The organism is Olsenella urininfantis, assembly GCF_900155635.1.
GTDB lineage: Bacteria > Actinomycetota > Coriobacteriia > Coriobacteriales > Atopobiaceae > Olsenella_G > Olsenella_G urininfantis.
This window is the reverse complement of the sequence record NZ_LT732540.1, coordinates 1,160,448-1,178,574: the sequence shown is the minus strand read 5'-3', so window position 1 is coordinate 1,178,574 and position 18,127 is coordinate 1,160,448. Positions and strand designations below refer to the sequence as shown.

13 protein-coding genes are annotated in these 18,127 nt (G+C 65.1%); 8 read left to right on the top strand and 5 right to left on the bottom strand.

Annotated elements, in window-relative coordinates; genetic code table 11:
• Positions 1-75: 75 nt before the first annotated feature.
• The 4 genes from CZ375_RS05425 to CZ375_RS05410 all read left to right on the top strand — a co-directional run bounded on the left by CZ375_RS05425 (position 76) and on the right by CZ375_RS05410 (position 3,386).
• On the top strand, positions 76-576 hold the full coding sequence (locus CZ375_RS05425; RefSeq protein ID WP_077598254.1) for a CarD family transcriptional regulator: 501 nt from the start codon (positions 76-78) through the stop codon (positions 574-576).
• Between the two features lie 144 nt (positions 577-720).
• Positions 721-1,014 (top strand): ACT domain-containing protein, encoded by a 294-nt coding sequence (locus CZ375_RS05420; RefSeq protein ID WP_077598253.1) that lies wholly within the window; start codon positions 721-723, stop codon positions 1,012-1,014.
• Between the two features lie 66 nt (positions 1,015-1,080).
• Complete coding sequence (locus tag CZ375_RS05415; protein ID WP_077598252.1) at positions 1,081-2,535, top strand: citrate synthase; 1,455 nt, start codon at positions 1,081-1,083, stop codon at positions 2,533-2,535.
• 5 nt (positions 2,536-2,540) lie between these two features.
• Positions 2,541-3,386, top strand: coding sequence for an HAD family hydrolase (locus CZ375_RS05410; protein ID WP_077598251.1), 846 nt, complete (start codon positions 2,541-2,543; stop codon positions 3,384-3,386).
• Positions 3,387-3,486: 100 nt separating this feature from the next.
• Here the strand turns inward: CZ375_RS05410 and CZ375_RS05405 are convergent, their stop codons facing one another.
• Positions 3,487-5,763, bottom strand: a complete 2,277-nt coding sequence (locus CZ375_RS05405) for a KUP/HAK/KT family potassium transporter (RefSeq protein WP_077598250.1) — start codon at positions 5,761-5,763, stop codon at positions 3,487-3,489.
• A gap of 491 nt (positions 5,764-6,254) precedes the next feature.
• Between CZ375_RS05405 and CZ375_RS05400 the strand changes: the two genes are divergently transcribed.
• Positions 6,255-7,787 (top strand): S10 family peptidase, encoded by a 1,533-nt coding sequence (locus CZ375_RS05400; RefSeq protein ID WP_077598249.1) that lies wholly within the window; start codon positions 6,255-6,257, stop codon positions 7,785-7,787.
• A gap of 172 nt (positions 7,788-7,959) precedes the next feature.
• Here CZ375_RS05400 and rlmKL read toward each other — a convergent pair whose 3' ends face one another.
• Positions 7,960-10,302 (bottom strand): bifunctional 23S rRNA (guanine(2069)-N(7))-methyltransferase RlmK/23S rRNA (guanine(2445)-N(2))-methyltransferase RlmL, encoded by a 2,343-nt coding sequence (gene rlmKL, locus CZ375_RS05395; RefSeq protein WP_077598248.1) that lies wholly within the window; start codon positions 10,300-10,302, stop codon positions 7,960-7,962.
• 258 nt (positions 10,303-10,560) lie between these two features.
• Between rlmKL and CZ375_RS05390 the strand changes: the two genes are divergently transcribed.
• Positions 10,561-12,285, top strand: a complete 1,725-nt coding sequence (locus CZ375_RS05390; RefSeq protein WP_077598765.1) for a phospho-sugar mutase — start codon at positions 10,561-10,563, stop codon at positions 12,283-12,285.
• A gap of 95 nt (positions 12,286-12,380) precedes the next feature.
• Here CZ375_RS05390 and CZ375_RS05385 read toward each other — a convergent pair whose 3' ends face one another.
• Complete coding sequence (locus CZ375_RS05385) at positions 12,381-13,613, bottom strand: cysteine peptidase family C39 domain-containing protein (protein WP_234966897.1); 1,233 nt, start codon at positions 13,611-13,613, stop codon at positions 12,381-12,383.
• 299 nt (positions 13,614-13,912) lie between these two features.
• Between CZ375_RS05385 and CZ375_RS08450 the strand changes: the two genes are divergently transcribed.
• Positions 13,913-14,038 (top strand): hypothetical protein, encoded by a 126-nt coding sequence (locus CZ375_RS08450; protein ID WP_268794210.1) that lies wholly within the window; start codon positions 13,913-13,915, stop codon positions 14,036-14,038.
• Positions 14,039-14,252: 214 nt separating this feature from the next.
• Entirely contained in the window at positions 14,253-14,690 is a 438-nt protein-coding gene (locus tag CZ375_RS05380) for an arginine repressor (RefSeq protein WP_077598246.1), read from the top strand.
• A 98-nt stretch (positions 14,691-14,788) separates the two neighbouring features.
• On the opposite strand, the gene CZ375_RS05375 is transcribed toward CZ375_RS05380, so the two are convergent.
• The gene (locus tag CZ375_RS05375; protein WP_077598245.1) at positions 14,789-16,966 is read right to left on the bottom strand and encodes a transglycosylase domain-containing protein; all 2,178 of its coding nucleotides are present in this window, start codon (positions 16,964-16,966) and stop codon (positions 14,789-14,791) included.
• 95 nt (positions 16,967-17,061) lie between these two features.
• On the bottom strand, positions 17,062-18,093 hold the full coding sequence (locus CZ375_RS05370; protein ID WP_234966896.1) for an acyltransferase family protein: 1,032 nt from the start codon (positions 18,091-18,093) through the stop codon (positions 17,062-17,064).
• Between the last annotated feature and the right edge of the window lie 34 nt (positions 18,094-18,127).

Below are 18,127 nucleotides of genomic sequence, written 5' to 3'. Positions count from 1 at the left end.
CAATAAGCAGAAAATGAGGAAATTTCTCTTCTCGTGCTATGATGGATGGCATCGGCACGAAAGGAGAGGTTGCTCATGTACGAAGTCGGCGAGTACATCGTCCATCCCGGCCAGGGCGTCTGCAGGGTCGAAGAGGTGGTTGAGAAGCCGCAGGCAAGCTACATGCTCATGCCCGTAGCGGGACGCCATCCCATGCGCATCAGCTATCCCGTGGCGGGGGAGGACCGGCTGAGACCCATCGTCACCAGGGACGAGGCATACGAGCTCATAGGGGACTACAGCCGCCTTCAGCCCGCGCGCTTCGAGACCAAGAGCTGCGCCCTGGAGGAGCAGCACTTCAAGAACAAGATCCGCCGCGGCAGCTGCCGTGACTCCGTGCGCATCGCGAAGACCTTCCTCCAGCGCATCGAGGAGATCCGCGCGCGCAACAAGAAGCCGCCCGTGGTGTACGAGAGGATCTTGCGCCAGGCGAGGGACCGCTCGCTGGACGAGCTTTCCGTGGCGCTGGGCATCTCGCAGGACGAGGTTCGCGAGCTGTTCGAGTCCCAGATGCCCAAGGAGGGGCAGGTCGAGTAACGGCCCGCCCTGCCGACACGCCTGGGCGCAGGTTTCCATCAGCTCTCACTTCGCCCGGCCTCACGGGGGCTGGCCTTTTTGCGTCGTACAATGGGCGACGTTGACACGACCAGGGGTGCGTCCCCAAGTCCACAAGGAGAGACCATGGCAACGACCGACGAGGGAACCTCTCGCGCTATCATCACCGTCCTGGGCAGCGACCGCTCGGGCATTGTGGCGGCCGTGGCGGGCTGCCTGGCAGAGAACGAGGCAAACATCCTGGACATCTCCCAGACCATCCTGCAGGGCGTCTTCACCATGACCATGCTGGTTGACCTCGCGGCGTCCAACGTGGACTTCTCCAGGCTCCAGGAGCAGCTGGACGCGCTGGCGCAGAGCCTGGGCGTGCAGATCACCATGCAGCGCGAAGAGGTCTTCAAGTTCATGTACCGCCTCTAGCGCGGCGGCCGACCGGCAGAACCACCGGAACGTCCCATCGCACGCACGCCCGAGGAGGTGGCCACCATGGCCGAGAGTACCGAACCCCGCATACCGAGGCGCTTTCTTACCTCGAGCGACACCTCCGCGCTCTCGCACGTGGCCGACGCCTACCCCATGCCGTCGGAGGGCATGGGCCGCCCTGCCGCCTCGGACCAGCTCTACGAGGGGATGCAGGGCATAGACCGCGTCCCCGACGAGCTCTACGCCCGCTACGACGTGAAGCGAGGGCTGCGCAACGCGGACGGATCAGGCGTGCTGGTGGGGCTTACCACCATCTCTGACGTGCATGGCTACAACAAGGTTGACGGACGGGTGGTGCCCGACGAAGGAAAGCTCAGGTACCGCGGCTACAGCATCGCAGACCTGGTGGATGGCGCCCGGCGCTCCGGTGGCTTCGGCTACGAGGAGGTGGCCTACCTCCTCATCTCTGGCGCGCTGCCCAACAGCGCCCAGCTTGCGGACTTCAGGGCGCGCATCGGGTCCAGGCGCCAGCTGCCCGAGGGGTACCTCGACATCTTCCCGAGAACCACCTACAGCCACTCCATCATGAACGTGCTGCAGCGCGCCACGCTGCTGCTCTACGCCTTCGACCGCAACCCCGACGACACCTCTCCCACTCACGAGGTGGACGTGGCCCTCTCCCTCCTGGGCCGCTGGCCGCGCGTGGCCTCCGTGGCCCACCAGGCAAACGTCGCCGCCAGCGAGGGCACCCGCCTGAGCGTTCCTCCCGCGCGCGAGGAGTACTCCATGGCCGAGACCTTCCTGGACATCCTGCGCAGCGACGCTGGCTTCACGCGAGACGAGGCGCGTATGCTGGACGTGATGCTCATGCTCCACGCGGAGCATGGCGGCGGCAACAACTCCAGCTTCGCCTGCCGCGTCCTCTCGTCCTCGGGCACGGACGCCTACAGCGCCTACGCGGCGGCCCTGGGCTCGCTCAAGGGTCCCAAGCACGGCGGGGCCAACTACAAGGCCACCTCCATGCTGGATGACATGGCCGCCCACCTGCACGACTGGGAGGACGAGGAGGAGGTCTGCCGCTACCTGGCCAGAATCCTGCGCAGGGAGGCCTTCGATCGCGCGGGCCTCATCTACGGCCTGGGCCATGCCGTCTACACCGTGACGGACCCGCGCGCCGAGGTCGTCAGGTCCTACGCGCGCTCGTTGGCATGCCAGAAGGGGCTTCTGGAGCGCTTCGAGCTTATCGAGCGGGTCGAGAGGCTTGGTCCCCGGGCCATGCGAGAGGTCCGTGGCATCACCAAGCCCCTCTCGACCAACATAGACATGTACACGGGCTTTGTGTACTCCATGCTGGGCATACCTCAGGACCTCTACACGCCGCTCTTTGCCATAGCCCGACTTGCGGGCTGGGCGGCGCATCGCATGGAGGAGCTCTATGGGCCGGCCAGGATCATACGGCCCGCATACCACAGCCTCATGGAGGACCTGCCCTATCTGCCCATAGACGAAAGGCGCTGAACCTTATGCATGACAACGGCCCCATGCTGCCGCCCAGGCTGGTCTTCTCGGACATGGACTGGACCTTCCTGGCCGAGGACAAGAGCGTTCCTGCCGGCAACGCGGAGGCCCTCGACCTGCTGGCCCAGAGGAGCATCGGCTTCGTGCCCTGCACCGGCCGCGCCTGGGCCGTGGTCCCACGCGAGCTGGTCTCGCATCCCTGCGTGAGATACGCCATCGTCTCGAACGGCGCCATGGTCATGGACGTCCGCTCGGGAAAGGCGATACGCTCCCAGCTGGTGGGGGAGGAGCGCGCACGCGCCCTCTTCGGGCGCGTGCGTGACGTTGACTGCACCTTCGACCTCTTCCCAGGAGGTGGCTCCAGGTCTAACCGCGAGCGCTTCCTGCAGATCCTGGACTTCGACGTGGACAAGCCCAACCTCGAGTGGCTGCTGCAGAGCCGGGCGCTCTTCGACGAGAGCACCGAGGAGATCATGGCCGCCCACCCTCTCATCGAGAAGGTGACCATGTACTTCAGGGGCCCTGAGGAGCGCTCGGCGATCATCGCCGCCGTAGAGGAGGACCCAAGCCTGGTGTGGACCACGAGCCACCCCAAGAACATAGAGGTCATGGACAGGGATGCCACCAAGGGCGTTGCACTGGCGTGGCTCTGCGCTCATGAGGGAGTGGACGTTGCCGCATCGGTGGCCTTCGGGGACTCGCTGAACGACCTCTCGATGATCCTGGCCGCAGGTGACGGTGTTGCCATGTGCAACGCCGAGCCGGAGGTGCGTGCCGCGGCCGACCATGTCACCCGACTGGACAACAGCCATGCCGGCGTGGGAGACTATCTCAGGCTGCTCTTGTCGTAGGGGCACGACCACCCGGGCCCTGATCCTCCCGAGACATAAAGGCAGCCCCGCACGGCCTTGCGCGCGGGGCTGCCTCTGCGTCTGTGCCAGGGGATGAGCCCTACTCCTCGCCTTCCTGGCCTTCGGAGTCGCCCTCGCTCTCCTCCTCGTCTATCACCAGGGGCCGGAAGCTCGCGGTGTCGCCGCCCACCAGCTGCTTCTCGGCGTCCGCAAGGGACTCGACCAGCTCGTCCTTGAGCGTGGCCGTGAAGATGTCCTCCTGGCTCTCGTCCTCGGCGAGCTCGTTGGCACCCTTGCGCACCGGCTTGAGCTCGGAGGTGGGCACGCTTCCGGCGACGCGAGTCAGCTTGTGCTGACGCTTGCTCTTGCCGAAGAGGGGCACGTACTCGAAGAGAACGCTGGAGTTCTCCAGGCCGTACCAGCGGGCGGGTGAGCCGCAGAAGCGGCGGATCAGGTACTTGGCCGCCATGACGGCGGCGTTGAAGCCCGAGAGCTCGGACTCCGGCGAGAGCACCTTGCGGATCAGGCAGAAGCGGAAGTCTCCCACGTTGCTGTGGTCGCGGTAGATAGAGTACTTGTGGTTCTGGGGGGCGAGCTGGTGACGCTCCACCAGGTCCGCCACGATCTGGTACAGGTAGGTGTTGATGCGCTGGTTGACGCGGAAGCCGAGCCTCAGCTGCACCTTGAACACGAAGTCCGTCCCAAAGTCGTTCACGATGAACTCATGGGTGTAGGGCTCGTTGGTTACCTTCACGTTGAGGAAGTAGTACGCCTTGGCTCGCTTGGGACGCTTGTCCAGGATCGAGTAGAGAATGTCACGGTCGAGCTTGTCGGGCGAGGAGTCATTGGTCAGGAAGACCAGGTTGTCAGCGGTGTAGGGGTAGTCGTCGTCGTTGCTGAGCGCACGCAGCTGGTCGATGTACTTGTCCACGGGCAGGTAGACGGTCTGCGTGTGCTCGACGGCGGTGCCACGCCTCCAGATGTACATCACGGCGAAGATGGCGGCGGCCATGAGCACGGTGAAGTAGCCGCCATGGAAGAACTTGGTGAGGCTCGAGAAGAAGAACATGGACTCGATGGCGCCAAACGCCACAAGGAAGACCACGGCCAGGGGCCCTCTGTGGCGGATGGTGGAGAGGTAGGTGAAGAGCAGCAGCGTGGTCATCAGCATGGTGACGGTGATGGCCAGGCCGTAGGCTGCCTCCATGTGGCTGGAGCGCTGGAAGAGCAGGACAACGAAGATGCAGGCCACCCACATGATGTTGTTGACCAGGGGAATGTAGATCTGGCCGCGGGTCTGGGAAGGATAGTTGATCCGCATGTGGGGCATCAGGTCGAGGCGGATGGCCTCCGAGACGATGGAGTAGGAGCCGGTGATCAGCGCCTGGGAGGCGATGATGGCGGCCAGCGTGGAGAGGATGACGGCAAAGACGCGCGCCTCCTCGGGAATCATCTGGAAGAAGGGGTTGAGGTCATCGATGGCGGCAAGCTCGGCGGAGCCCCGGCTTGCCAGGATCCATGCGCCCTGGCCGAGATAGTTGAGGATCAGGCAGACCTTGACGAAGGGCCAGGTGACGTAGATGTTGGGCTTGCCCACGTGCCCCATGTCCGAGTAGAGGGCCTCGGCGCCGGTGGTGCAGAGGAAGACGTTGCCCAGGACCATGAGGCCCGCGGCGTTGATGCTGCCGTCGAAGAGGAAGGTGATGCCGCGCACGGGGTTGAGGGCGCGGAACACGTTGAGGTCCCCCCCGATATTCATCAGGCCCGATCCGCCCAGGTAGAGGAACCAGAGGGTCATGATGGGGCCAAAGAGCTTGCCGATGGTCGAGGTGCCGGCGCGCTGTATGGCAAAGAGGACGCAGAGGATGGTGATGGTGATGGCCATGACCATTCCCTGGTTCTCCCCGATGACGCCACGGAAGAGGTCGATGGTGCGCAGCCCCTCGATGGCGGTGGTGACCGTGACGGCGGGCGTCAGGATGCCGTCTGCCAGAAGCGCGGCCCCACCCACCATGGCGGGGATGATGAGCCACTTGCCGCAGCGCCTGACCAGCGCGTACAGGGCAAAGATGCCGCCCTCGTTGTGGTTGTCGGCCTTCATGGCAACCAGGACGTACTTCACCGTGGTGATGAGGGTGAGGGTCCAGATGATGAGCGAGAGCGCGCCCAGCACGGTGTCGGTGCCCATGGTGGGCAGGCCGCCGTTGCCGGCCATGATCGCCTTGAGGGTGTACATGGGGCTCGTGCCGATGTCACCGTAGACGACGCCGAGAGTTACCAGGAGCATGCCCGCGGAGAGGGGGATGCCGCCCTTGTGGGACTTGCTGCGGCCACGCTTTCCTACGGTGGCGCCGGTGGTGCTTTCCATATCTTCCATCCCATTCCATAGTGCCCGCCTGGCGCTTTTGCGCCTGCTGGGCCAAGTAGCCCTTGCCCATGGCAATAACGTGGAGATTCAAGCATAGGGCAAGCTCACGTACTCTAGCACTACGCGTGTCCCAAAGGTAATAAAACGGCTGGTGAGAGCAAGGGTGCACAAGGGCTGCAAGACCTACGGCTCGCCTGCTGGAAGAGCGGGCGAGCGGATGGTGGGCGAATACGCCGCTTTTCGCCCGCAGACGCCCGAAACCGCGCATCGATCCACCCACAGGCCCGGTTCTGGTGGGCGAACGCGACGTTCCGCGCCCCTCTCGCCCGAAAGGCGCGTGTCGGCACCCCTGCGGGGCCGCTGGAGGTGGGCCAACGCGACGTTTTCGTTTCGCAGCCACCGAAAACCGCGCGTTGGCCCCTCTCGTGCGCTATCTTCGTTGTGTACAGACAGCCTGCGGCGTCAGGATAGCGTCGCAGCTTCGGAAACAGGGAGGTTCCATGACAGAAGAGACCAGCATGCAGCAGGCCGCGGCCCCGGCATCCGCGGCCAAGGTTCCCGCGGATGCGTTCATGACGGTTCCCGCAGACCCCCGCCTCGCCACCCCTCAGGCCGCCGAGGTGCTCCTGAGCTGGGACGGAAGCGGAATCAGCGCCGGAGAGCACCTTGACTACCTTTGCCGGGCCTCGCACCTGGACGTCCGCGCGGACACGGGCGCCCTGCAGGGCCAGATGTTCTCCCTCGGCTACGTCGCGCTGACGGACGGCAAGGCTGACCCCTCTCGCCCCGTCACCTTCGCCTACAACGGGGGGCCGGGCTGCGCCTCCGTCCCCATCAACTTCGGCGGCATCGGTCCCCGTCGCGTGAGGACCAATGGCGTCGAGCCCCTGGCGTTCCCCATTGAGGTGGAGGACAACCCCGCCACGCTGCTGCGCCAGAGCGACATAGTCTTCCTGGACGCGCTGGGCACCGGCTGGTCCAGCGTGGCAGAGGGCGCGGACACCTCCAAGATCTTTGGCGTTGACGGGGACGCCGACGCCTTCTGCCGCGCCATCACCACCTGGCTCGAGGAGAACGGCCGCTGGATGAGCCCGGTCTACCTCTTCGGGGAGTCCTACGGAACCGTGCGCAACGCCGTGCTCATGCGCCTTCTGGGCGAGAGGGACGTCAAGGTCGCCGGCGTGACCATGCTCTCCGCCATCTTCGACTTGGTGCAGGTGCATGAGGGGGAGGACCTCTACCACCTGGGCATGATGCCCACCATGGCCGCCACGGCGCAGTTCTTCGGGCGCGCAGGTGCTGGCGTGGACGTGGACGAGTGGTTCGACCGTGCCATGGAGTGGAACGAGGAGGTCTATGCCCCGGCGCTGCTGAGGGGGGACCGCCTGCCGGAGGGGCGCGAGCGCGAGGTTGCCGAGGGGCTCTCGGCGTTCATCGGCCTTCCCACGGAGCACATCCTGCGGAGGCACCTGCGCATAACCCTGGATGACTTCCGCCTGGGCCTGCTTGCGGACGAGGGCAAGGTCTGCGGCCGCCTGGACACGCGCTTCTCGGCGGACGTGCCCGCGGCGGTGCAGGAGAGCCGCGCATGGTTTGCCGGCGAGGACGCGGCCGACAGCGCCGTAGAGGCAAGCTGGACCAGCGCCTTCCGTGCGTTCCTGCACGACGAGCTGGGCTATCGCGGTCCGGCCCGCTACCTCTCGAGCAACTACGAGCGCGTGGGCGTCAACTGGAAGTGGGCGCACGAGGAGCCCGGAAAGATGGGGGAGAGCTCCAGCCCCAACGTGGCGTACGACATCTCCGTTGCCATGAAGCGCAACCCGAACATGAAGGTCTGCATCATGGGCGGCCGCTATGACGCGGCAACCACCTATTGGAACGTGGTGCACGACATGGCCTGCCAGTTCCTCTCTCCCGCGCTGAAGGAGCGCCTGGAGTGGCACCGCTACGGCTGTGGTCACATGGCCTACGTGGACGTGCCCACCCTGGAGCGCATGGCGCGCGACATGGAGGCGTTCTACAAGAAGGCGTAGGCTGGGTGGCCGGGGCTGGGCGAATGCGCCATCCTCGGCTTCCACGCGCGCAAGGCGACGCATCCACCCACCTGTGGCACCGTTCCAGGTGGGTGGACGCGTCCCTTTCGGCCGAGAGGGGCTTGCCAGGTGCGCATCTATCCACCCGCGAGAGCCGCCGCCCCTCGCGGCGCTACGACACGCGGCGCAGCAGGTAGCAGTGGTGGATCTTCGGGTTCCGGGAGAAGTCCTCGGGGATGGTCTCGGCCGTGACGTCCTCCAGTGCGACGCCCGCCTTGGCCAGTGTCTCCGTGTCTGGCCTGAAGCCACGCAGGTTGCACGAGAACACCGCCACGCCCGCGCGCGTGAGCAGGCGAGAGACGCCAATCAGCAGCTCCGCGTGGTCGCGCTGCACGTCCCAGGACCTCCCGCGCATGCCCTTGGAGTTGGAGAAGGTGGGCACGTCGCAAAAGACCAGGTCCCAACGGTTGGGCGTGTGCCTTTGTTCGCCCACCCACGCAATCACGTCGGCCTGGACGAACTCGTGCTCGGGGCCCACGAAGCCGTTGCGCTCCATGTTGCGCCGCGCCCAATTCAAAGACGGCCTGCTCATGTCCACCGTGGTGGTGTGCCTGCACCCTCCGTCGGCGGCGTAGCAGCTGGCCGAGCCCGTGTAGGCGAAGAGGTTGAGGAAGCGCTTCGACCCCTTGGTCTGCTTGGCCATCTCGCGCACCATGGAGCGGGTCTCGCGGTGGTCAAGGAAGATCCCGCAGTCAAGGCGTGCCGAGAAGTTCACCTCGAAGGTGAGGCCCCCCTCGTCCACCAGGTGCGCGCCCACGGGAAGGGGCGGCAGCTTGCCCGTCGAACGCCCGGTGCCAGATCTGCGCTCGCGTATCCCGCTGGCCTCCTCGGCGTACTGCGACCCGCCGCGGTTCCTGCTGCGCACGCGCACGAAGACGTTCTCGGGATCTACCCCCAGCACCTGCGGCGCAATGGCCAGCACGTCCAGAAGCCGCTCGCGCGCCAGGCTTGGGTCAACCTCGCGAGGCGCCGCGTACTCGTACACCTGCAGCCAGCGACCACGCCCGCGTCGGGACGGCATGAGCTCCGACCCCTCGAAGAGGTCTATGGAGACCGCGTATTCCGGCAGGTCGGAATCGTAGACGCGGTAGCAGCTCACGTCCTCCTGCCGCGCCCACCTCCCGCGCTGCCTGGCGACCTTGGCAAGCCTGCGGGCGAACTGCTCGGAGCCCTCCAGGAACACCGAGAGCCGCGCCGCAGCACCGCCCGTGCGGCTGGGGATATCGATCTGCGGTCGTGGCGTCAGGAGGGAACCTGGCCCCCAGCTTCTGATGCCGGCCTTGTCCTGACCCACGAAGACGGCCAGCGAGTCGCTTGCGGCAGACCCAACCGCGGCGTCGGCAACGGTTCCGCGGCAGAGAGACACCAGGCCGGCCTTCGCGAGCGCGCCGCTGCCGGCCAGCTCCGAGAGGGCCATGGCCTCCTGCGCAACCTCGTCCTCGCCCAGCCACGAGAGGTCGCAGCACACCAGCGGCTCGCAACGTCCCAGCTTTCCCACCGCTGAGACGGACGAGGCAAAGCGCGGGCGCACATCCATGCCGGCCGCGCGGAGCAGCTGAAGGGCCGCCCCCTCGGCGCCCGCCCTCGCGTCCACCCCCACAAGCGTCAGGTCCGTGCGTTGATCTCGGGCGCGCTCCTGGGCCTCTGCCAAAAGCCCGGCCCATGCGCCTGCGTCATGCCCGGACCAGCCCTCGAAGCCCCAATGGGCGCGCAGCAGGCCGGGGGCGCGGTCCAGCGCCTGCGCCGCGGCCTCCACCAGCAGGGTCCCCGCCCCAGAGAAGACGGAGACCAGGGTGGGCGCACCATGCCTCAGCTGGCGAAACCATCCGCCCTGGGCAAGGAGCGCCGCCGCGTAGTCGGGCCGCAGCGGCGCGAAGGGCGCGCGGGAGGAGCTGCGCGAGGGCTCGTAGCCCCTGCGGAAGAGGGGGGCTCCGCTCAGGTCGATTCCCACGCTGGCATGGTCGCGAGAGACGCGCACCACCACGCTGACGTCGGGGTGGGCGACGTCCACCAAGGGGCGGGCCCCCTGGCGGGAAAGCAGGCGGTCTGCGATGGCGTCCTTGGAGCGCAGGGCCACGAACTGCGTGTTTCTCAGCCGGTCGTTGGTACCGTGCGCGTCAACGGCGAAGCTCGAGCCAAGGGCGAGGTGGTCCTCCCACGCAATGCCCGAGACGCCCTCGTACAGGGCGTCCGCATCTGCCGCGCCCACGCGGGCGAGCACCAGCACCACACGCGAGGCCAGGCGCGACCAAAGGCACGCGCGGTATGCGTCAGCGAGCGGGCCCTCAAAGCTCACCTGACCACGCAGGGGCCTGATACGCGAGAGCCCCAGCGAGGCCAGCTCGTCAGACAGGAGCTGCTCGAAGCCTGCGGGACAGCTCGCGAAGAAGGGGAGAAGGCTTCCCTCGCCATCCTCGAGCCCCTCGCGGTCAAAGCCTTGGTCGACCCTGTTCATCGGGACACCTTTCGCCCGTAGTGGTGGCAGTGCGTCCCCGCACCGTCCTTTCCAGCATCATAGCTGCTCAGGTGCCTTGCCAGAGCTCCGGTGGCGGCTTTGGGCGGCTCCCCACACGGAACCCATCGCCAGCCGTCCTGGCCAGCCCCGCCGCCTGGCACAGCGGTCCCTCTCGCCCCGCCGCAAAGAAGTACCATGGAGCCAGACATAGGCCATAGGCAGAGCGCTCAGGTGCGCGAGAAGACCGAAGGAGAACTCATGGATCAGCAGACCAAGGCCAGGGTCCAGCTCTGGAAGGAAAGCGTCACGGCGCCGGACCTCGCCCAGGAGCTGGAGGAGCTTATCTGCTCCGGCGACGAGGAGAAGCTCAATGACGCCTTCTATCGCGACCTTGCCTTTGGCACCGCGGGCCTGCGTGGCGTCCTGGGCGTGGGCACCAACCGCATGAACGTCCACGTGGTGGCCCAGGCAACCCAGGGCGTGGCAGACTACCTCAACGCCCATTACGAGAGGCCCACGCTGGCGCTCGCCCGCGACTCCCGCCTCAAGGGCGAGGACTTCCAGCGCGTGGCCGCCGGCGTCCTTGCCGCGAACGGCGTCCACGTGTACGTGTACCCCCGCATCGAGCCGGTGCCCACGCTGTCCTTCGCGGTGCGCCACCTGCACGCCTCCGCCGGCATCGTGCTCACCGCCTCCCACAACCCCGCCCAGTACAACGGCTACAAGGTCTACAACGACAACGGCGGCCAGATCACGGACGAGGCCGCGGACGAGATAAGCGCCAACATCGCCGGAGTCGACCCCTTCTCGGGAGTCAGATGCATGGACTTCGAGGAGGGCCTGGCCAAGGGCCTCATCGAGTGGACGCCCGAGGAGGTGCTGGACGCCTTCATCCAGAGCATCAAGAAGGTCTCCGTCCCCGGATTCAAGGCGGACGAGTCCTACTCGGTGGTGTACACGCCGCTCAACGGCACAGGCATGGAGTGCGTCACGCGCATCCTCGGGGAGATTGGCGTGGAGAACGTGACCGTGGTGCCCGAGCAGGCAAAGCCCGATGGAAACTTCCCCACCTGCAAGTATCCCAACCCAGAGTTCCGGGAGGCGCTCGATTTGGGCCTGAGGCTGGCCGACGAGGTCAAGCCCAACCTCCTGGTTGCCACAGACCCCGATGCGGATCGCATGGGCACGGCCATCCCGCACGACGGCGAGTACAAGCTCCTCTCGGGCAACGAGATGGGTGTGCTGCTCATGGACTGGCTGTCCAGCATGGCCGAGGCGAACGGCGAGGACGTGAGGGGCAAGGTCGCCGTGACCACCATCGTCTCGTCTGCGATGCCCGACGCCCTGGCCAAGGCCAAGGGCTTCGAGCTCAGGCGCGTCCTCACCGGCTTCAAGTACATCGGCGACCAGATCGACCAGCTGAAGGACGCAGGCGAGGAGGACCGCTACCTCATGGGCTTCGAGGAGTCCTACGGATACCTGGTGGGGACCCACGCCCGCGACAAGGACGCCATCGTCTCCACCATGCTCTGCGTGGAGATGGCCTCTGACTACGCCTCCCGCGGCATGGACCTCTACGAGGCAATGGAGGACCTGTACCAGAGGTATGGCTACTACCTGAACGGCACCGTCAACGCCAGCTTCCCAGGGGCTGCCGGTGCCCAGAAGATGGCCTCCATCATGGCAGGGCTCCGAGAGAACCCCCCTGCGCAGATCGCGGGCTACAAGGTGCTGGGCATGACCGACTTTGCCGCCGGCCCCCAGATGCCGCGCGTCTCGGGCCTGCAGAAGGAGGCCGCGCAGGCGCTGCCCCCGGCAAACGTCATCGAGTTCCGCCTCGAGGGGGACAACAAGGTCATCTTCCGTCCCTCCGGCACCGAGCCCAAGGTCAAGGCCTACCTGTTCAGCAAGGGCGCCACGCGTGAGGAGTCAGAGGCCGTGCGCGCAAGGCTGCGGGAGGCGTCCGAGAGGATCCTCTCCTAGGGCGATGGCCCCCCATCAGGCACGAGGCGCTCATCAAGAAGGGTCCCGCAGCGAGGATGCTGCGGGCCCCTTGCCGTTGGCGTGTGACGTTGGCGCTATGCCCCCTCGGCACCGGCCTCCGTGGCGGCCTCCGCGTTGTGGCTCAGGGCGCAGAAGGCCTCCGAGTTGTTGCCTATGGCGCCCACGGTCCAGCTGTGGGAAGATGCCTTGGCGGAGCAGGGGTCATAGAGGTTGACCGAGCCGTCGCTGTTCTTGCCCACGACCAGCGCCCAGTGCGCGTAGGGGCTGGTGAAGTTTGCCTTGAGCTGCACGGCAACCACCCGTCCGCCCTCGGAGAGGATGGTTGAGAGGTTGTCGCCGGAAGGGGTGTACTCCTTGGCGTCGAGTCCCAGCTCGCCTGCCTCGAAGGCGAAGAACTCGGCCGAGGTGAAGGGCTCCTTCTCGGTGACGTAGCGCTTGTCGCTGGCATCCTTGGCGAAGTCCGCCGGGCTCTTCTCGGTCTTGCCGGTAAGGCCCATGTAGGCCATGGCCATGGTGGTGGGGCCGGATCCGTTCACGCCCAGGACGCTGCCCGCATAGTCAACGTAGCCCCAGCGCACGTCCCAGTTGTAGAGCAGGGGGAAGCTGCCGCGCTCGTTGCCCTCGCCATAGGCGCTGCTGGTCTTCTCGGCGGTGGGGAAGGCCGCCACGAAGTCGATGGACTCGGGCTCGAGGGTCGCCAGCTCGCAGATGCGCTCGTCGGCGTACTTGTTGGCGTTCTGGGCGATCTGCGTGATCTTCTCCTGCTGGTTGAGGGCCAGGGTCAGCTCGCTGGTGAGGTGCTCCGAGACGCCTGCGGCCACGCGGGAGTCCCATTGGTTGACCTCGGTGGAGTCGCTGGTGCCCTGGGCCTGGGGAGAGCAGCCGCGCACGCAGCTGGAGACGCTCAGGACCAGGATGAGCAGCAGGACCACGCCGGCGGCCGCGAGCAGCAGCATGCGGTTGGAGATGCCATAGCGGCCCAGGAGGTCTCGGGTTCGGCTGTCGAAGTTGATGCGCTGCCCGCGTCCCTTGAGCGAGTAGCCCGTGTCATGCCCCGCCAGCGTCCGATAGTTGCGCTCGCTGCGATACTGGCCCTGTCCGCGCTGGCTCTGCACCGTGCGCCCCTTGCGGCCGCCGCCTCGGGCCTGAGAGCCCAGGCTGGTGCGGCGTGGGTCGTCTCGGCCCGCGCGCGTGCTGGGCACGTATCCCCCGCGGCCCTCACCGGGACGCCTCCTTCTGCCCGAGTCTCCGGGATGCACGTTCATGTTGTCAAAGCTGGGCATGGCATTGATCTTTCTGCTTGGCATGCGCCGCGTTGTGGCACGTGGCGAGGTCTGGATGCATGACGCCATGATATTGCACCATGCGGGGCCATTTGCCGCCGATTCGGGTGAGCGTGTGCATTGCGGCGCGCATCAGGCCCGCGGCGGGCGCTGGTGCGCGGCCCCCGCGCCGCGAAAGCGGGGATGTGTGTAGCTCTTTCGTCACTAGAGCGGAGATGTGTGTAGTTTTGGACCCAAATTGTCGAGAAAACCTACTCATATCTCGTCTTTCGTGGAGGTCTTGCCAATGGCGCGCAAATGGGCTGGGCATCAACGAGGCGTGCATGTTTGTGGGGGTGGGCCTTCTGGAGCACAGCCCGCTCAACATCACCATGGTGAAGGTGTTTGCCACGGCCGTGGTCATGGTCTGGAACTTCGCCAGCCGCAATAGATGGCTCGATGCCAACTGAGCTTGTCGAGAGGCGCTATGCCATATGCGCGAAAGTTCACCCAGCGCCAATTTATGCACATAACTCTAGAACTTCTTGACTTATATCAGTCATTTCCTTAATTTCAAACAAAGGCGAGCAGCAGTATGGCTGCGTGACCTGACGAAATATTTCATATTTGCCCCCCACCAAAAGTCAGAGGGCAAATCGATGCTCAAAAGTGGAGGGGCAGCACATGGTCAAGAGACGTAACAACAGGCAGGATGCCATCAGGGACATTGTCCGAGGCAAGTCGATTCACACGCAGCGTGCCTTGGTGGACGAGCTGCAGGCGATAGGCTTCAACTGCACCCAGGCAACCGTCTCGCGAGACATCGCGGACATGGGCCTGCGCAAGCTCAGCGAGGGGATCTATGTCCTGGCAGAGGACCTTCACCTCCAGCGTATGGTCTCCGAGTTCGTGAGCAGCGTAGAGAGGGCAGACAACCTCGTTGTCATCAAGTCTCAGCCCGGTACCGCACCCGGCGTCGCCGCGGCCGTTGACGCCGCCTCGCTTCCTGAGGTAAAGGGCTCCGTTGCCGGAAACGACACTGTCATGGTCGTCTCCGGCGGCTCCGAGGCGGCCCAGGACCTGGTCAACCTGGTGAACAAGCTGAGGGATACCCGCAGATAGGCTCGCTTCCATATCGCAAGCGTGCTAAAGAAAGACGCCTCCCGTCCCGATCGTCCGGGGCGGGAGGCGTCCTGTAAGGCCACTGAGATTGCGGCGGGCTACTCTCCTGCGGCCCCGCCGCCATTGCCTCCGCCGCCGTTGCCGCCTCCACCGCCGCTGCCACCGGGAGCGACCTCTCCTCCGCCCTCGCCCGCGTTGCCGCCGTCTCCACCGCCAGGCGCAACCGCTCCTCCCTCGCCTGTGTTGGTGGTGGGTGGCTTGGTGGTGGTCGTTATCGTGGTGGTGGTCACGACCTCCTCTTCCTCCTCGGGCTCGGTGGTCTTGACCGTGGTGTTGGCTGCCACATTGGTCTTGCTGAAGGTCCAGCTGTTGTTGGACTTGTAGTTTACGGTCTCGCTGGTGGTGGGGAACTCTGCGCGAGCGGTGTCGGCGAGCGCGGCGTTCACGAAGTCCACGAAGATGGGGACCGCGGTGTTGTAGGGGTGGGCATAGGAGCCGTAGGCATAGACGGTGTCCTCTTCGGCGTACCCGCACCATACCGCCACGGAGAGCTGAGGGGTGATTCCGCAGAACCAAAGGTCGCGGTAGGCCTCGGAGGTGCCGGTCTTGCCGGCAACCGGCTGGTTGGCGGTCATGGTGTAAGAGATCATATTGGCGGTTCCGGTGCCGCGGCAGACGCCTTCCATCACCTGCGTCGCAGCCTGTGCCACGGCAGGGGCTATGGCCTGGGTGGGGTTGTCCGTGTGCTCGTAGACGGTGTTGCCGTTACGGTCCTCGATCTTGGTGATGGCAATGGCGTCGCGGTGCACGCCGCCGGAGGCGATGGTGGCGTAGGCCTCGGCCATCTGCACGGGAGGGACGCCCACGGTGCCCAGGGTGAGGGAGTCGTAGGCCGGGAGGTCAACGTCAATGCCCATGGACTTTGCCGTGCTCACGATGTTCTCTGGCCCAACGGTCTGGGCAATCTGCACAAAGCCCGTGTTGGAGGAGTAGGAGAAGGCCCTCTCCATGCTCATGGTTCCGTAGCTGATGTTGGCGAAGTTCTGGACCCTCCAGGTGGGGGTGAACTGCAGGGGAGAGTTGCAGTTGACCATCACGTTGGGACTCATGCCCTGCGAGATGGCATTCACCAGCGTGAAGGTCTTGAAGCTGGAGCCCGGCTGGCGCCTTGCCTGCGTGGCCATGTTGAACTGGCTCACGCCGTAGTCCCTGCCGCCCACCATGGCAACTATGTGTCCGTTGCTGGGGTCGACGGCGCAGAGTCCGCTCTGCAGCTCGTCGTCGCCGATGCTGTCCAGGACTCCGGCGACGGCCGCCTGGGCGTCGTTCTGCACGCGGGGGTCAAGGGTGGTGTGGACTTTCAGGCCGCCCTGCATGATGGTGTCGGAGTCGAAGTCCTCGAGCAGGAGCTGCTTCACGTAGTCCGAGAAGTACGGGAAGGTGCCTATGGAGTCGGAGAAGCTGCCCTCGCTCAGGGTCAGCTCCTCCGCCTGGGCGCTGTCGTGCTCCTCCTGGGTGATGTGACCCTCGGTGAGCATGCGGTCGAGCACGGTGTTGCGGCGGGTGGTGGCCGCGCTGGGGTTGATGAAGGGGTCGTAGACGGAGGGAGACTGGGGAAGGCCCGAGAGCGTTGCCGCCTCGGAGAGGGTGAGGTCGGTTGCGTGCTTGTTGAAGTAGGTGATGGAGGCGGCCTCGATGCCGTAGGCGCCATGGCCGTAGTAGATGGTGTTGAGGTACATGTTCAGGATCTGGTCCTTGGTGTACATCTTCTCCATCTGGATGGCGATGTAGGCCTCGCGCACCTTGCGCTTGATGGTCTGCTCGAACTGCTCGTCCGAGAGGACGGTGTTGCGCACCAGCTGCTGGGTGATGGTGGAGGCGCCCTCGGAGTTGCCGGAGATCTGAGAGACCACGGCGCGCAGGATGCCCTGGGGGTCAACGCCGTTGTGCTGGTAGAAGCGCCTGTCCTCGGTGTCCACGGTGGCATGGAGCACGTTGGGGGATATCTGGTCGAGGCTCACGGAGCGGCGGTTCTGCAGGTAGTACTCCGCGATCACGCTGCCGTCTGCCGCGTAGACCGTTGTGGGCTCCGCTACCAGGTAGGAGTCTGCGGAGGTGTAGTTGGGGAGGTCCTGCAGCCAGTTGTTGATGAGCGCGCCCATGGAGATGGAGAGCGCGGCGATCAGGAGGGCGATGAAGCCAAAGAGGCCGGCAATGCCGAGGCCCATGATGTGGGTGCGAGAGTGCTGGTGAGCCCTGCGGGCGCGGATCCCCATGTGTTCCTCCTCAGGAAAGACAGTTGCAGAACATTATAGGGGATAGGGTGGAGGACTATTTGGGCATGGTGTGTACGCTTGGATTCGTGTCGAGGCTAGCGTCTGCGAATGATTCTCCTTGCAAGCTTCGCAAGCCACCTATCCATGAGGAGATGGTTCGCAAGCCCCATCAACACGGCTATGCCCGCTGCGAGGACAGTGTTAAGGGGCCATCTCATAGGAAGGGGCCAGAGGGCTACGAGGGCCTGCTGCACCGGAAAGCCCCACAGGTAGGTTCCATATGACAGGTCAGCGCCATAGGCGAAGTTCTGGAACTTCCTCTTCGTTCCCCAGCCGAGCCATACGAGGGCATAGGGGACGGTCAGGAGCATCGCCGGCAGATCCAGGCCCAATGCGCAGAGGATGCACGTTGATCCGATTGCCGCAATGCCCAGCGTACGGGAGACGATGACCCTGTCCCTCCAGGTCCAAAAGAGCATACCTATGAGGAACTCGAGGACCGCGCGAACCACGCTGAGGGCCATCAGGCCGGATGCGTGGAGGAAAGCCAGCCCTGCGACAATGAGGGTGCATATGAGTGCCGTCGCACGACCTCTTTTGAAGGACGTAAGGCGGAAGGTGACGTAACACAGCACGTAGCAGGCAAATTCGACGGGCAGCGTCCACAATGCGCCATTGACGACGGCGGGGTAGGGGTTTGCCTCGAATACGCCCGGTAGGCCATGGACCGGCACGAGCAGCGCATTGAGGAGGTATCGATAGGTCCTTGAATCATGGAAGTATGTCGCGGCATCGTTCGAAGAGAGAAGCGGGCCGAAAACAAATGTGCTAAGAAGAACGGTGAAAACCAGCTGGGGAAATATCCTCCGTATGCGGGCGGCGAAGAACCCCATGGGCTTAAGGTGGCTCTCGCAGCTCTTGGCTATGAGCATGCCACCATAGAGGAAGAAGACCCCGACTGCCAGCCCGCCGATACTTAGCCGTCCCGAGGTCATCCGGTCGAGGAGGGAAACGTCACCGTTGGGACCGCTTGTCAGGGAGTAGGAATGCGACCATATGACGCTTAGTGCCGCAACAAAGCGGATAAGGTTGAGGTTATTGTTCCGACCCTGCATGACCTCATGCAAAGTTGTCTCGTGAGCACGTGTTTGGTGTGACATC